This window comes from Thiocapsa sp., from assembly GCF_035467215.1.
Taxonomy (GTDB): domain Bacteria; phylum Pseudomonadota; class Gammaproteobacteria; order Chromatiales; family Chromatiaceae; genus Thiocapsa.
In genome coordinates this window covers 1-15,342 of the sequence record NZ_DATITZ010000088.1, presented here as the reverse complement: position 1 = coordinate 15,342, position 15,342 = coordinate 1, and the positions used below count along the sequence as shown (strand labels likewise).

General features: G+C 66.1%; 14 protein-coding genes. 9 read left to right on the top strand and 5 right to left on the bottom strand.

All coding sequences use genetic code 11. The annotated features are described in order from the left end of the window. From VLR48_RS04675 to VLR48_RS04635, 9 genes are all read left to right on the top strand, one after another. Positions 1–861, top strand: an 861-nt coding sequence (locus tag VLR48_RS04675) for an AAA family ATPase (RefSeq protein WP_325290661.1), incomplete at its 5' end; no start/stop codon positions are given. Positions 862–868: 7 nt separating this feature from the next. After that, positions 869–1,666, top strand: a complete 798-nt coding sequence (locus VLR48_RS04670) for an IclR family transcriptional regulator (protein WP_325290660.1) — start codon at positions 869–871, stop codon at positions 1,664–1,666. 596 nt (positions 1,667–2,262) lie between these two features. Continuing rightward, on the top strand, positions 2,263–3,219 hold the full coding sequence (locus tag VLR48_RS04665; protein WP_325290659.1) for an AAA family ATPase: 957 nt from the start codon (positions 2,263–2,265) through the stop codon (positions 3,217–3,219). 16 nt (positions 3,220–3,235) lie between these two features. After that, positions 3,236–4,153 (top strand): DUF58 domain-containing protein, encoded by a 918-nt coding sequence (locus tag VLR48_RS04660; protein ID WP_325290658.1) that lies wholly within the window; start codon positions 3,236–3,238, stop codon positions 4,151–4,153. Further along, a complete protein-coding gene (locus VLR48_RS04655; RefSeq protein ID WP_325290657.1) occupies positions 4,153–4,779 on the top strand; it encodes a DUF4381 domain-containing protein in 627 nt (208 codons plus the stop codon). Before VLR48_RS04660 ends, VLR48_RS04655 begins: the two co-directional genes overlap by 1 nt. Positions 4,780–4,787: 8 nt before the next feature. Next, positions 4,788–5,831: a VWA domain-containing protein gene (locus VLR48_RS04650; RefSeq protein WP_325290656.1), complete on the top strand. Its 1,044-nt coding sequence runs from the start codon at positions 4,788–4,790 to the stop codon at positions 5,829–5,831. Further along, complete coding sequence (locus VLR48_RS04645; RefSeq protein WP_325290655.1) at positions 5,828–6,850, top strand: VWA domain-containing protein; 1,023 nt, start codon at positions 5,828–5,830, stop codon at positions 6,848–6,850. The genes VLR48_RS04650 and VLR48_RS04645 overlap by 4 nt, the downstream gene beginning before the upstream one ends. Then, positions 6,847–8,529: a tetratricopeptide repeat protein gene (locus tag VLR48_RS04640; protein WP_325290654.1), complete on the top strand. Its 1,683-nt coding sequence runs from the start codon at positions 6,847–6,849 to the stop codon at positions 8,527–8,529. Before VLR48_RS04645 ends, VLR48_RS04640 begins: the two co-directional genes overlap by 4 nt. Further along, positions 8,481–10,304, top strand: coding sequence for a hypothetical protein (locus VLR48_RS04635; protein ID WP_325290653.1), 1,824 nt, complete (start codon positions 8,481–8,483; stop codon positions 10,302–10,304). Before VLR48_RS04640 ends, VLR48_RS04635 begins: the two co-directional genes overlap by 49 nt. A gap of 254 nt (positions 10,305–10,558) precedes the next feature. On the opposite strand, the gene VLR48_RS04630 is transcribed toward VLR48_RS04635, so the two are convergent. The 5 genes from VLR48_RS04630 to VLR48_RS04610 all read right to left on the bottom strand — a co-directional run bounded on the left by VLR48_RS04630 (position 10,559) and on the right by VLR48_RS04610 (position 15,340). Next, positions 10,559–10,798, bottom strand: a complete 240-nt coding sequence (locus VLR48_RS04630; RefSeq protein WP_325290664.1) for a DUF433 domain-containing protein — start codon at positions 10,796–10,798, stop codon at positions 10,559–10,561. A gap of 152 nt (positions 10,799–10,950) precedes the next feature. Further along, on the bottom strand, positions 10,951–11,676 hold the full coding sequence (locus VLR48_RS04625; RefSeq protein WP_325290663.1) for an ABC transporter ATP-binding protein: 726 nt from the start codon (positions 11,674–11,676) through the stop codon (positions 10,951–10,953). Between the two features lie 75 nt (positions 11,677–11,751). Beyond that, on the bottom strand, positions 11,752–12,423 hold the full coding sequence (gene tmpT, locus VLR48_RS04620) for a thiopurine S-methyltransferase (RefSeq protein ID WP_325290652.1): 672 nt from the start codon (positions 12,421–12,423) through the stop codon (positions 11,752–11,754). A 51-nt stretch (positions 12,424–12,474) separates the two neighbouring features. After that, a complete protein-coding gene (locus VLR48_RS04615) occupies positions 12,475–14,328 on the bottom strand; it encodes a V-type ATP synthase subunit A (protein WP_325290662.1) in 1,854 nt (617 codons plus the stop codon). Between the two features lie 337 nt (positions 14,329–14,665). Beyond that, positions 14,666–15,340 carry a DUF2764 family protein gene (locus VLR48_RS04610; RefSeq protein ID WP_325290651.1) on the bottom strand — a complete coding sequence of 225 codons (675 nt, stop codon included), beginning with the start codon at positions 15,338–15,340 and terminating at the stop codon, positions 14,666–14,668. Between the last annotated feature and the right edge of the window lie 2 nt (positions 15,341–15,342).

The window sequence follows — 15,342 nt, the reverse complement described above, 5'->3', positions numbered from 1 at the left end:
TCGGTGATCAAGGACTCCGACGCCCACATCCGCTTTGCCTTTCTGACCGGGGTCAGCAAATTCAGCAAGGTCAGCCTCTTTTCGGGGCTCGACAATTTGCGCGATATCACCCTTTCACGCGAGTATTCGGGCATCTGCGGCTATACAGAAGCGGATCTGGACTGCGTTTTCGCCCCGGAGCTCGAGGGGCTGAACCGCGAGCGGATCCGACTCTGGTATAACGGCTACAACTGGACCGGCGAGGCCGTCTACAACCCGTTCGATGTGCTGTTGCTGTTTAAGGAGCGCCAGTTCCGCCCCTGGTGGTTCGAGACCGGCACCCCGACCTTTCTCGTCGACCTGCTCACCGAGCGCGAGACATGGATCCCCCGGCTCGGCCACATGGAGACCGACGCCACACTGCTCACCGCCTTCGAGGTCGACCGGGTCGCGACCGAGGCGCTGCTCTTCCAGAGCGGCTATCTCACCATCGAGCGCGAGGAGGAGATCAGCGGCACCTATTTTTATCAACTGCGCTACCCCAATCGCGAGGTTTACCAGAGCCTCAACGGCGCCTTGCTCAGCGCTTGGACCCCGCCCGACCAGACCGAGGTCCAACACCGCAAATCACTCCATCGCCTGCTGCTGGCCAATGACTTTGCCGGCCTGGAGCGCCTCTTCACCGCCTTCTTCGCGAAGGTCTATCTGTTCGAGTTCAAGGTGGTGGAATTGGAGCCCGAGGGCAGGGCCTTGCAACAGATCAAGGACCGCGGCTACGCGGACGAATACCGCGCCGACGGCCAACCCATCCACCTGATCGGCGGGGAGCTCAGTCCCGAGCCCCGACAGGTCGTCGGCTTCGCGGTCGAGACCTTGGATTGAGCCGACCATGACCGATGAATCCAAACCCGATCAGATCCAAGCCCACATCCAGGTCATCGACCGGGCCGCCGCCCTCCTGGACGCCATCGCCCGTTATTCCGAGCCCGTGAGTCTCAAGATCCTGGCCGCCGAGACGGGGCTGCATGCCTCGACCGCGCATCGCATCCTGGCATCGCTGATCCAGAACCGGTTCGTCGAGAAGGATTCTGTCGGGCGTTACCGTCTCGGGCTGCGGTTGCTGCAATTGGGTGTGAGGCTACACGCCAACGTCGATGTCCGCGCAATCGCCCGGCCCGTGATGGAGTCGTTGCGCGACCGGCTGGGGGAGACGGTGAACCTGACCATCCGCGAGGGCGACGCGGTGGTCTACATCGAGAAGGCGACGCCGAACCGCATGATCCATGTGCAGCAATTGGTGGGCTCGCGCGCCCCTCTGCACGTCACGGCGGTCGGCAAGCTGATGTTGGGTGCGGCCGGCGAGGAGGCGATCCGGGCCTATGCCGCACGCACCAACCTGCCCGCCTACACCCGCAACACCGTCAGCACCCTCCCCCGCCTGCTCGCCGAATGCCGCGAGTCGCTAGCGCAAGGTTATGCGCTGGACAACGAGGAGGCCGAGCTCGACGTCGGCTGCATCGGCGTGCTGCTCTACGACAGCACCGGAAACGTGAGCGCCGGGCTGTCGGTCTCCGCGCCCATCGAGCGCCGCCGGCTCGAGTGGACCGCGGATCTCATCGAGGCCGCCGGGCGCATCTCCGCGCAGCTCGGTCATCAGCCGCCGCGCCCGCAAACCCAGCCGGCTTGATGAGTCCGCCCATCCGGGGCTCCCGCTTTTCGCAACTTAGCCGCAACACCTCCGCCCCGCACTCGCAACTCGACGGCAACACATCCGCATCAGTAGGCATTTCGGAGATGCCAACAGAACCTGTGGATAAGTATGTGGAGAACGCCTGATCAACACGCCGGAAGGCTCACGGTTGCTCGACTGAAATCAGATCGGTCAGATCTTGATCGGCTGAAATACACCATTTAGAAACAATCGATTGACGTTTCGTAAACGATCGGCAACCGATCGTTCGCAGGATCAAGGACACTGCGAGAAGCCGCTCCGAACCCATGTGTACAACCGGTTTGTCAAGGCTTGCACGACGTCTGTTCGCTGTCGAGTCGACGGACGGACATGGCCACCCCATGCGCCTGCTCCGAGCTGCCCGGATACGCCAGGCAACTGGATGAAAACATCTGAATATGCTGATAAATCAAGCAAGCCAACAGGTCAGGACGAAGCTTGCACTCACCCCGGAAAAGGCACAGCATAAGCGGCCGGACGCGACCGATCGGAAGAATCGGCGATCCACGCCTCCTCAAGCAGTCAGCCACTCGGACAAGACGTAAAATAGCATGACGCCAAGCGATCTCAAGCCCGTTCGCGACCACATCGCCTCCCGCATCATCGGACAAGCGTCCTTCATCGACAGCATGCTGATCTGCCTGCTGAGCGACGGGCATCTCTTGGTCGAGGGCATGCCGGGTCTGGCCAAAACGACCGCGGTGAAGGCGCTGGCCGATGCGCTCCAGGGTGACTTCCACCGCATCCAGTTCACGCCGGATCTCTTGCCCTCGGACCTCATCGGCACCGACATCTATCGCCACGAGAAGGGCGAATTCGAGTTCCGGCCCGGTCCGCTCTTCCACAACATCCTGCTCGCCGACGAGGTCAACCGCGCCCCGGCCAAGGTCCAATCGGCCTTGCTGGAGTCCATGGCCGAACACCAGATCACGGTCGGGCTGAAGACCTATCCGCTGCCCAAGCTCTTCATGGTGCTGGCGACCCAGAACCCGGTGGAGCAAGAAGGTACCTATCACCTGCCCGAGGCGCAGCTCGACCGCTTCCTCATGCAAGCCGTCGTGACCTATCCCAGTCGCGACGAAGAGCTGAAGATCCTCGAGCTCGACGCCCGGCAGCAAAAGGAGCCCGAAACCGCGCCGGTCGATCGCCTGAGCCAGACCGATCTCTTCGCGATGCGCCGCGACGTCGCCGGGCTCTATCTGGATCCGAAGCTGCACAGCTATATCGTCGACCTGGTGCAGGCGACCCGTCAGCCGAAGCTTTACGATCGCGACCTCGGGCGCTGGTGCCGGTTCGGCGCCTCGCCGCGCGCCAGTATCGCGGTCGCCCGCTGCGCCCGCGCCCGGGCTTGGCTCGACGGCGACGACTTCGTCGCACCGCACCATATCCAGGCCGTTGCCCCCGAGATCCTGCGCCATCGTCTGCTCCTGACCTTCGAGGCCGAGGCCGAGGGGGTCACCACGGACGTCTTCGTCAACCGACTCCTGACCCTGGTGGCCATCCCCTGACATCGGCCGGCTGACGATGAGCCTCTATCCCCGTCTCGACGACCTGCTGGAGCTGCGCCATCAGGCCCATACGCTCGGGCTGCCCTCCCATCATCTGGTCAACTCGACGTTCGCCGGACTCTACGCATCGGTCTTCCGCGGCGCCGGGGTCAACTTCGAGGAGGTCCGCGAGTATCGCGAGGGCGACGACATCCGTTATATGGACTGGAAGGTGACGGCCCGCACCAACGAGCCGCACATGAAGATCTTCCGCGAGGAGCGCGAGCGTTCCGTGGTGCTCTGTGTCGACAAGGGTCCGCATATGGCCTTCGGCACGCGCGGGACCTTCAAGTCCGTGCAGGCGGCCCGTGCGGCGGCCTTGATCGGCTGGGCGGCGAGTCGGCTCAACGACCGGGTCGGCGGGCTCGTCTTCGGCGATCCCTCCACCGGACTCCAACACTTTCGTCCCTCGCGCGGTCGCCGCGCACTCTGGCAACTGCTGCGCACCCTCACCGTGCCCGGTGCAGAGCTGGACCCCTCGGTCGACTGCCTCGGCGGCGCGCTGCGGCGCGCGACCTCGGGTCTGCCGACGGGCTCGCTCGTCTTCGTGATCGCCGATCTCAATCGCGATGCGATGGGGTTGGAGGCGATCCTCGGTGATCTGGGACAACGCAACTCGGTCGCGCTGATCCCGGTCGACGACCCGGCGGATTGGGAGATTCCGGCGATGGGCATCACCACCTTCACCGGCACCGACGGCACCCTGGTCGAGGTCGACACCGACGACCCGCAGGCCCGGCGCAGCTATCGCACGGCGTGGGAGGAGCGGCGCGCCCTGCTCCAGGCGGTGGTCCATCGTCTCGGGATCATCCTGCTCCCGGTGCGCACCGATGCCGAGATCCATCTCAGCCTGATCCGCGCATTGGAGCAGCGGGCACGCTCGCGGGCGGTGTGATGGACCCGATCCTCGCCCCCTCCCCGCCCATCGCGATGCTGCGCGATATCCACGACATACCGCCCATCCACTGGTGGCCGCCGGCCCCCGGCTGGTGGTTGCTGGCGATCGCCGGCACACTGCTCGCCCTCTTCGTTTGGCGCTCGCGTGCCCGAATCAGTCTACGCATCCCCATCCCCGGCATCACGCTCGGCACCTGGCGTTGGGAGGCCGCCGCCGCGCTGCGCGATCTCAGACGCCGCGCCGGCAAGGGGCAGGATACCAAACAGATCCTCGGTGAGCTCTCGGAGCTGCTGCGCCGCATCGCGATGGCCCGCCTCGGTCGCCCGGCCTGCGCGGGCCTCACGGGGACGGCCTGGCTCGTCTGGCTCGCCGCAAAGGATCCGAACGGCTTCCGCTGGCATGAGCGCGGTCGCATCCTGATCGACGCACCCTATGCACCGGCCGGCGCACTGCGCAGCCGCGTCGGCGCGAAGGATCTCCTGTCCTTGATCGACGCGGCACTCGCCTGGGTCGAGGTCCGCGACGCTCCGCAGGGTCGGCGCCACGGCCTGAGCAAACGCGCGATCCAGGGCCTGAGCCGGCGCCTGCCGTGGCGCGGAGCGCGGGGGAATGCCCGTGGTTGAGATCCGCCATGTTTGAGTTTCATTGGCCTTGGGCCGCGCTGCTCTTGCCGTTGCCGCTCCTCCTGCCCTGGCTTTGGCCCGAGCGCGGACAGGATCCTGGCGAGACGACGCTCGAAGGTCAGCGTGTCACCCTGCTGCACCCGCAGATCGCCGCACTCCAGGCGGCCTTTACCGCGCGACGCCCCGGTCTGCAGCTTACCGGCTGGCTCTATCGGGCGTTGCTCTATCTGCTCTGGATCGCGTTGGTCTTGGCACTGATGCGGCCGCAATGGCTGACGCCCTATACCGAGATCAGCACACCGGGCTACGACCTCATGATCACGGTGGATGCCTCGCACTCGATGGAGGCGCTGGATTTCACCGTCGATGGCCGCCCGGTCAACCGCATGAGCGTCGTGCGCGGGGTCATGGGCCGCTTTATCGAGGGCCGCAGCGGCGATCGCGTCGGTCTCGTGGTCTTCGGCAGCCAGGCGTTCGTGCTCTCGCCCCTAAGCCTGGACCGGCTCGCGGTGCGTCAACTCCTCGACGGGATCGTCCCGAGCATCGCCGGCCCGGCGACCGCGCTGGGCGACGCCATTGCGCTCGGGGTGGTGAAGCTGCGCGAGCGTCCCGAGGGATCGCGGGTCATGATCGTCATCGCCGACGGGGACAACAATGCCGGGCGTTTCGCACCGAGCGAGGCGGCGACGGTGGCCCGACAGAACGGGGTGCGCGTCTACGTGATCGGGGTCGGCAGCAAGCAGGCGAGCATCCCGATCCTCGAAGAGGGGGTCGTACGGTATCGCGACGATTTGACCATGGACGAAAGCGCCCTCGAAGAGATCGCCGAGCTGACCGGCGGGGCCTATTTCCGCGCGACCGATACCCGCGCGCTCGAAGAGATCTCGGCGCGCATCGGCCAGCTCGAGAAGACCGAGGCCGAGACCCGAACCGCCTACCTGCCGCAACCGCTCTACCGCTGGCCGCTCGGACTCGCCTTGATCGCGTTGCTCGGTCTCGGTCTCTTCCCCGAAGGCCGCAAGCGCTTCGTGGGGAGGACTGCGGATGTTTGACGGCGGTTTTCACTTCGAGCAACCACTCTGGTTCCTCGGCCTCCTGGCCCTACTCCCGGTCGCCTACTGGCTCAAGCGCAGCGCAGCGCGCGGCCCAAGGCCCGCTGCACCGCTATGCCGATCCGCATCTCCTGCCGCACCTGACCGGGACACGCGATCTGCGCACCACCGAGCGCTGGGGCCGGTATCTGAGTTGGAGTCTCTTGTGGGCGCTCCTGCTTGTCGCGATGGCCGGCCCACGCTGGGACGCCACGGACGTACGCCTCTTCCATCCCGGAAACAACCTGCTGATCCTGCTCGACATCTCGCGCTCCATGCAGGTCGCGGACGTGACCCCGAACCGCCTCGGACGCGCCCGTCACGAGATCAGCGATCTCATCCGCAAGAACCGCGAGGCGCGTCTCGGCCTCATCGTCTTCGCCTCCGTGCCGCACGTCATCTCGCCGATCACGGAGGATACCCAGACGATCCTCAATGCATTGCCAGCCGTTTCGAGCGAGCTTGCCAATCCAAACCTGCAAGGCAGTCGCGTGGGGGCGGCGCTCGCGCGCGCGGAACTGCTTCTCGCGGGCCTGCCCGAGGACAGTGCCCGCTCCATCCTCTTGATCTCGGACGGCGACTTCGAAGAGCCTGATCTCCCCGAGCAGTTCGCACGACTGGCATCGCAAGGGATCCGCATCCACACGCTGGGCATCGGGACGGCCGAGGGCGGATTAGTGCCGGGGCCGGCCGGCGGAGTCATCCGGGATCTCAGTGGCGAGCCGGTTCGCTCCTCGCTCGATGCCGTACTCCTGGCACGTCTGGCGGAGGCCGGCGCCGGCATCCATCGGATCGCCGACTATCGCGACTCGGACTCGGACGCCATCCTGCGCGCCGTCAGCGTCTTGCGCCAGCCCCCGAAATCGAGCGACGAGCGCACCCGGGTTTGGAACGAGCGCTACTGGATCCCGGTCGTTCTCCTCATGCTGCTTCTGCTGAGCCGTTTCCGCGCCCCGATGCGGCGGAGGTCCTCCTCATGAGCACCGTATCGTCCCGGCGTCCCGGCGTTTTATCCTGCTCGGTCTCATCGCTGTTGGTGCTCGCCCTTTGGCTACCCCATCCCGCAGTCGCCGGATGGTTCACGACCTCCGAGCAGGAGGCCCTGGAGACCTATCGGGCCGGCGATTTCGACACCGCCGCCGAGTCCTTCTCAGACACCTACAGAAAAGGCGTCGCACTCTATCGTGCCGACCGTTTGGACGAGGCCGAGCGCGCATTCACGCAGGCAGAGCAGGGGAAAGAAGCCCAATCCGCCCGTTACAACCTCGGCAACACCCGCTTCAAGCGCGGCGACTACACGGGTGCCGCAGCGGCCTATGAGTCGGTTCTGCGCGAGGATCCGAGCCACACGGATGCGGCCCATAATCTCGCAATCACCCGCGCCGCTTTGGCGCGTCTCGAGCAGGAGCAGTTTCGCGACGAGTCGAAACAAGAGGAAGGCGACGACACGACACAGAGCACGGATGAGCGCGATCGGGAATCACAAGAAGAACAGCAAGAGGAGCAGCAATCCTCGGAGCAGAAGTCCGAGGAGGAGCAGAAGTCCGAGGAGGGGCAGAAGTCCGAGGAGGGCGAGCAGTCCGAGGACCAGCAGCAGCAATCAGAGCAACAAGAAGGCGCGGAGCAGCAACAAGAATCCGAAGGCGAGGAGTCCGGCGACGAGCAAGGCGAGGACAGCGGCTCGCAGGATCAGTCCTCCGAGGGCTCGGGCCAGCAAAGCGAGTCCCAGACCGAGGGCGAAGGCGACGAGGCGGGTCAAGGGCAAGGCACCGATACCTCCGAATCCGCCGAAGGTCAAGCGCAGGGTGACTCAAGCGACGCGCAAGGCGCGGATGACACGGATCAGGCCGGCTCGGCACCGGACAGCGCGACCGACTCGGAGACCGGCGAATCCGACCAACCCGAGAGCGACAGTGATCGAGGCGACGCCGGAGACCGGACCACGCCGCAGGGCAACTCCAGCGAGGAGACCGCATCCGAGCCCGAGTCCGGAGAGGACGGCGAGCCCGGCGACCTGAGCGCCCGCGACGAAACCGAAAGCGGCGGCGAGGAGGAGCCCGATTCCAATCCATCGACCGAACCCTCCGCAACACCGCAAGAGGACGAGCCCGCCGCCGTAGAGGAGGATCCGACGCAAGCACCGCGAGATGACTCGTCCGGGGCCCCACCGTTCGAGGACGACCCAAAGGACGGGCGTGACCCGAGTCGCGGCGAGCCCGAATCACCCGACCAAAACGGCGAAGAGCCGGATTCCGCCGATGAGGGCCGTTCGGACGCCGCGGGCTCGGATCCGAGCCAGCCCGATCGCGAAGACGGTGGCCCTGACGAGGCCACCGGCCGAACACCCCGCCCGGGTCCGCCCGGTCCGGCAGAGGTCAAACCATCCGAAACGCTCGGCACCGAGGCCCAGCCCGAGGCCGCCGAGCGTTTCGATCAACTCGGCGATCGGCCCGGCGACCAATTGGGAGAGGACGCAACGGACGAACGAGGCGCGATCGACGGCTCGACCGCACTGGGCGCAGGCATGGCCGTCATGGAGCAGCGGCTCAAGCAGGTGGAAGGCGACCCGTCCCTCTTGATCCGCAATCAATATCGCCTGGAGGAGCTGCGATGGATGCAGACCACGGGGGCGCCCATCCTGGAGAATCGCCCGTGGTGATGCGGGCCGATGATCTGCGGTGTCGGACCAGGTTGGCCGGGCTCATGATTCCGGGGCCGGGCCTGATTCTGGGCCTGATGCTCGCCTTGTTCGGCCAAGCGGCGAGCGCCTGGCCCTACGGCCCTCCGGGACAGCAGCCCTTCCAGCCGCAGGGACCCTACGGCCAACCCCCGCCGCAGGCCGGGGCCTGGCAGTTCCGCCCCCAACCGCCGACAAATGCCCAGGGCACCCCGCCGGCCTATCCGCAGGCTGTTCCCCCGGCCTATCCGCCGGGCCAGACAGCTGCACCCGGTTATGGTCCTTTCCCGGGCCAAATGCCGAACCAGATGCCGGGGCCGTATCCCGGACAGTATCCGGGGCAGTACGGTACCCCGACGCAGGCGACGCCACCTCGGCTCGAAGCGACGCTCGACGAGCCGGAGCCCTATGTGCAGCAGCCCCTGCTGCTGCGTCTTCGACTCGTCACCTCGGAGAACCCCGGCGAGGCCACGCTCGATCTCCCGGCGACCGGAGATGCACTCCTCCAGCGCCTGGACGGACCGACCCCGGAGTCCCGCGTCGCGGAGGGAGGCCGGCGCGAGATCGTCAACACCTTCATCCTGAGCTTGATCCCGCTGCGGCCGGGCGACATCGAGATTCCACCCATCAAGGTGACGGGAACCGTGCGAGGCATGGGCGGCGGCATGCAGCGCTTCGAGTCGGTCACCGAACGCCCGATTCGCCTTCAGGTCCGACCGGCCATGAGCGCGGTGACGCCGTGGCTGCCCCTGAAATCCCTGACCCTCAAGGCCGAGATCGACCGCGAGACCGCCTTGATCCCGGGGCAGCCCGTCACGCTGGCGTTGGAGCTTCTCGCCACGGGAGGCACTGCAGCTCAGTTGCCGAGCTTGGAAGACCAGCTCGCCGGACCGGATCACCGGGTCTATCGCGAGCAAGTGCAGACGGAGAGCGGCCTCGCGGCGGACCGGCGCGATCTGGTCGCACGCCGCACCGAGTACTACACCCTGGTCCCTCAGTCTTCCGGTCGACTGACCCTACCCGAGATCGGTGTCGCCTGGTGGAATACAGATCTTGGCACCCGAGAGGTCGCGAACCTGCCGATGCGCACCTTGAGCATCGGCGGAGAGAGCGGACCCTTCGGTATGCCCTCCTCCGTCATGACCGCCGAGGACTGGAGCATCGTCTGGCTCCCGCTGACGGGGCTTCTGTTGCTGCTCGCCGGCTACTGGGGCGGCGTTATCTACGCCACCAAGCCGCGGACGAAGGATCAGGCGCGAGCCCGCACGACGGCAGGGCTCGTCGGCAGACTCAGCGCATTCGGCGCCTTGATCGGCAACGGCTGGAAGCGGCTCACGCGTCGCCTGCGACCCGAGCCGCTGGTCGCGCGCATACGCGCCGCCGTCGCCGCAGCACTCCCCCCGAGCAGCCGATTCCTGCTCTGCGTGCGCCATGCCAATCGCGCATCGGACCCCGTCGACTGGTGCGACCGCTTCGAAGCGGATGCCCGCAGCCGGCTGCGCTTCCAAGGCGAGGCCACCCAGCCCAACCTGACACGACTCATCCTGAGCCTACGTCCGCACGCGGACCCGGCAACCTTGACCCGCCTGATGCAGGAGCTGGACGCCGCGCTCTACGGCCGGCAGGGTCTCGACTTCGCGCGATGGAAGCGCGACTTCATGCGGCAGGTCGGCCGAGGTGCCGGGCTTCGCCCGCGCAAGAGTCGCGTCTTGCGAATCAAACGCGCCGCATTGCCGGACCTCAACCCCGGTCGTTGAGCAGCTGCGAGTTCGGGGTGCGGGGTGCGGGGTGCGGGGTGCGGGGTTCAGGGTGCGGGGCGGAGGGCCGCAAGGATCAAGCAACCAAAACCATTGAGGGCGAGCGTGGCGAAACGCGTTCCGGCAGTGTGGGTTGATCGCCAACGGCGCGATCGATGTCAGCCCGGGGCAGCGCCCCGGGTTTCAATCAGCCAAAACCCTTGAGCCCTGAAAGGGCGCTCTAAAGATGCGCATAGCTGGGACTCAAGTTCTCGTCAAGCAGCAATTTCATGGGGTGGGCTCGCCGCCAGCCGGCGCTCACGCTGTGCCGCGAACAGCAACACCGCCCGAAGATGCTCTTCAGTCAGACTAGGGAAATCGGAGAGAATCTCCACGTCGCTCATACCGCCCGCCATATCCTCGAGAATATCGTACACGGTGATCCGAGTACCGCGAATGCAGGGCTTACCGCCCCGAACGGATGGGTCGATGGTGATCAGTTCGGTTAAATCGATCAAAGGCAATCCTCCTCGAAAAGAGCTTTGTTAAAGGCAGGACGCCTCCTTTTCCAAACAATCATCTAAACCGCGTCAACGCCGACAGTCGTTGACTCGCACGCGCCAGGGACCCACTCCAGCCCCGCATATGCCAGGGGACGCGGTTTAGATCACCAGTCCAACTCGGCCGGATCCCGTCGATGCGCGTTGACCTGAACCTCCAGCACCCGCCCGTCGGCCAAGCGAATCACGCGATCGGCCATGTCGGCAATCACGGCGTTGTGTGTAATGACGGCCGTCGTCGTACCGAGATCCCGGTTGATCTGTTGGATCACCTGCAGCACGCGGATCCCGGTTTTGGAGTCGAGCGCGCCGGTGGGCTCGTCGCAGAGCAGCACCGCCGGCTGCTTGGCGACGGCGCGGGCGATGGCGACGCGCTGCTGCTCGCCGCCGGAGAGTTGGGACGGGAAGTGATCCAAGCGGTCTTCAAGCCCGACTAGGGCGAGGGCGTCTTCCGGGGTCATGGGGTCGGGGCTGATCTCGGTGACGATGGCGACGTTCTCGCGCGCAGTCAGGCTGGAGATGAGGTTGTAGAACTGGAAGACGAAGCCGACGTGCTGCCGGCGGAAGGCGGTCAGGGCCTTGTCGTCGGCGCCTGTCAGGTCCTGGTCGAGATAGCGGACCTCGCCTCCGGACGCGCGGTCGAGTCCGCCGAGGATGTTCAGCAGGGTGGATTTGCCGGAGCCCGATGCCCCGAGCATGACCACCAGCTCGCCGGCATAGAGCTCGATGTCGACGCCGCGCAGGGCTTGGATCTCGACCTCGCCCATGACGTAGATCTTGGTGAGGTCTCTGACGGAAAAGACGACCTTCTCGCGAGCATCCGGATCGCGCATCCGAGTCGAACCAGCTGCCGGCTCAGTCTGCACCGAGAGGCCTCGGGGGTCTCTGCACCCGGGCTGAAAGGGTCATCATGCGACGTCTCGGGGCCGCGGCTCCAGCTTCCAGACGTGCTCGGCGAGCGCGGTGAGGCCGCGTCGGCGAAATCCCGGTGATTCGTCGATCACGTCGAAGCTCGCCAGCGGCTCGATGTCGTAACGGTCCCCGAAACGGGCTTGGACCTCGTCGCGACCGACCGAGAAGGGCGGGCCGGACATCTCGGTTTGATCATAGTCGAGCGTGATCAAGAGGCTCTTTGCAGTCGCGGGCACGATGGTCTTGAAGTGCTCGGCGTAGGCCGGACGCATCTGCGGCGGGAGGGCGATCAGCGAGGCGCGGTCGAAGACGGCACCGACGCCCTCCAGATGCGCGGGCGTGAGGTCGAAGTAGTCGCCGACGAGCACTCTCAGCTCGTCGACCGCATAGGTGCGAAACGGCGGTGTCTCCGTCACGCGCGGTTCGAGAGCGTTCTCGGCGAAGAGCTCCGTCACCCCCAGCTCGCTGATCTCCACGCCGACGACGCCGTGGCCCCGGCTGGCGAGCCAGAGGAGGTCGAGTGTCTTGCCGCAGAGCGGGACGAAGACCAGGGTCTCGGGCGCGAGGCCGAGACCGGGCCAGAACTCCTGGAGATGCACGTTGATCTCGGGGAGATGCCACCCGATTTCGCCGTGCCGCCAACGATCGAGCCAGAATTCAGGGGTCATGGGGGAGAGAAATGAGTAGTGAGGAGTGAGAAGTGAGGAGTGAGTGAGCCTTCAGGACGTCATTGCGTCGATCTCGGCGAGCAGACGCGTGTAATCGGGCGATTCGGGTGCGGCGTAGTGGAAGTTCTTGAAGAGCCCCGTCAGCTTGTTGAAGTGGTGTCGCACCGCGGTCTTGTCCTCGAAGCTGCGCTCCTGCTCGACGATGCCCCAGACGCGGTCGAAGGTGAGCTTTTGGCGATCCATGGGGACCGAGCCATCGACGTCGTCGAAAGCGTCCTGCTGGAGGAAGACCATGTCGAGGAAGAGCGCCTTTTGATAGACCACGTAGTCGTCCGTCGTGATGCCCTCCTCGCCCGTCACCTGCATCATCTGCTGGACGCTGTCGCCGCGGACCAGTAGCTCCTTGAGTGCCTTGACGCGTTCGGTCCAGGTCGGGTCCAGGTTGCGGGCGTACCAGTCGGACAACTGTTCCAGGTAGCGCGACCAGGAGATCAGCGGATCGATTGCCGGGTAGAAGCGGCGGTACGCACGGTCGTAGGAGAGCCCGAGGAAGCTCTTGACCGTGCTGAGTGTCCCCTGCGTGACGGGTTCTTCAAAGTTGCCGCCGGCCGGGGAGACGGTACCGATCATGGTCAGGCTGCCCAAGCTGCCGTCGGCGCCGCGGATCAGGCCGGCGCGCTCGTAGACGCTGCGGATCGCCGATTCCAGATAGGCCGGGAAGGCCTCCTCGCCCGGGATCTCTTCCAGACGCCCCGAGGTCTCGCGCATCGCCTGCGCCCAGCGGGAGGTCGAGTCCGCCAGCAGCAGGACGTGATAGCCCATCTGGCGGTAATACTCGCCGAGGGTGATGCCGGTGTAGATCGACGCCTCGCGCGCCGCGACCGGCATGGAGGAGGTGTTGCAGATGATGATGGTGCGGTCCATCAGCGAGCCGCCGGTCACCGGATCCTTGATGCGCGGGAACTCCTGAATGGTTTCCACGACCTCGCCCGCACGCTCGCCGCAGGCGACCACCAGTACGATATCCACGTCCGCATGCTTGGCCAGCGAGTGCTGCAGGACGGTCTTGCCGGCACCGAAGGGGCCGGGGATACAGGCGGTCCCGCCGCGCGCAACCGGGAAGAAGGTGTCGATGGTGCGCATCGTCGTGATCATCGGCTCGTTCGGATAGAGCCGCTCGGCCGTGCGTGCGCGCAGCATGTGCTCGGTCAGCGGGCGGCGCACCGGCCAGCGCTGGGTCAGGTCGACCGAGCGCTCCTCGCCCCGGGCATCGCGGATGCGCGCGACCGGGGTGTCGAGCGTCACGCTCCCTTCCTGGATCCAGGTGACCTCGACCTCGCCCTCCTGATCGAACGGCACCATGATCTTGTGCGTGAAGCGGCCTTCCGCGACCGTGCCGAGCAGACCGCCGGACCCCAAGCGCGCACCTTGCGACACGGCGGGAACGAAGGACCATTTGCGCTCCCGGTCCAAGGGATCGAGATCGACACCGCGCGGCAGGAAGATGCCGTGCTCGATGGCGATCTTGTCGAGCGGGCTTTGCAGTCCGTCGTAGACCTGACCCAGTAAGCCGGGGCCGAGGACGACCGACAACATCTCGCCGGTCTGCTCGACCGGGTCGCCGATGGTGATGCCGCGCGTGTCCTCGAACACCTGGACGTCGGCCGTATAGCCGCGCACCCGCAGGACCTCGGCCTTGAGCCGCTCTTGGCGACCGTCGGCGGCGACCCGCCCCGGCAGGATGAGGACCACCTCGTTCTTCATCAGCGAGCGGCGCGTCCCCTTCTCCCAGCCGGCCTCGATGGTCACCAGGCTCTCCTGCACCGCCACGACATGGGCGAGTGCGTCGGCCGGCGCGGAGGGCGCGGGTGGAGCCGGCGGTGCGGTCGAGTCGTCGTCGCGCATCTTGGCGAGGTCCTGTGTCGGGGAGGCGCCTTCGGATGCACGCGACCGTTCCTCGTGCCTGGGTTTGCCTCGGGTCGTGTGTCTTGCCATGAGTTAATCCAGTAGGGCGCCGACGTCGGGCCAGCGGTCGACAGGGTTAAACCGCGTCTAAACCGCGTCCAGAGCGACATGCGTCGTTTTCATTGCTCGCTTAGCTTCGGAGATTTTCTTGATCCCAGTGAGACGCGGTTTAGAGTTTAAAATTTTTCAATACTTTAAACCGCGCCAGCTCCAGCGGTCGTCACGTCTGCCGCGGCCGATCCCATCCAAAAACACCGCATACCGCACCGGGCGCGGTTTAAGTGCGTTCCGGCCGGAGGGCGTCGGCGGGTGGGCGCAGGCTCTTCTCGACCCCCGCCATCGCCTGCTCGACCAGCTCGTCGAAGCGTCGTGCGGCCTCCTCGCCGTCGTACGTCGTCCAGCGCGCGATCATGTCCCAGCGCAGGACGTAGATGACGACGGCCTCGAAATCGAGATAATGCCCGTCGCTGCGGCTCTCCAAGTGGTTCCAAACGGCGCCGAGCAGCAGGCGCTCGAGATCGACGGTGGCGCCGCGGGCGAGCAAACGCTCGGCCTCGGGCAGCCAGGGAAAGGCGCGCTCGAGACCGAAGGAGGGCTCGTTCCAGTGCTGCATGATCCGGCTCACCCAGCGGCCGAAGCCCCAGCGGCGGTCGCGCGGCGCGGACTCGCCGCGGTGCCGCCGCCGCAGGGCGGCGACCAGGGTGCGCATCTCGAGGCGCCAGGTCACCAGGTCGCGGATGAAGGGGTTCGTGATCCCGTCGATGACCTGTTTGGCACGAACCACAGCTTGGGCGTCGGTCCGGTCGGGCTCTTGTTGAGCCCATTCGAGCAGCCGCCTGGCGTGACGCAGACAGTCCGCCTCGACCGGATCCAGCAAGGCGAGACGCTGGTTCAGTCGGATACGCGACAGAGGGGTCTGCTTGGCACCGAAGAGCGGGCCGTGATATGGCAGCG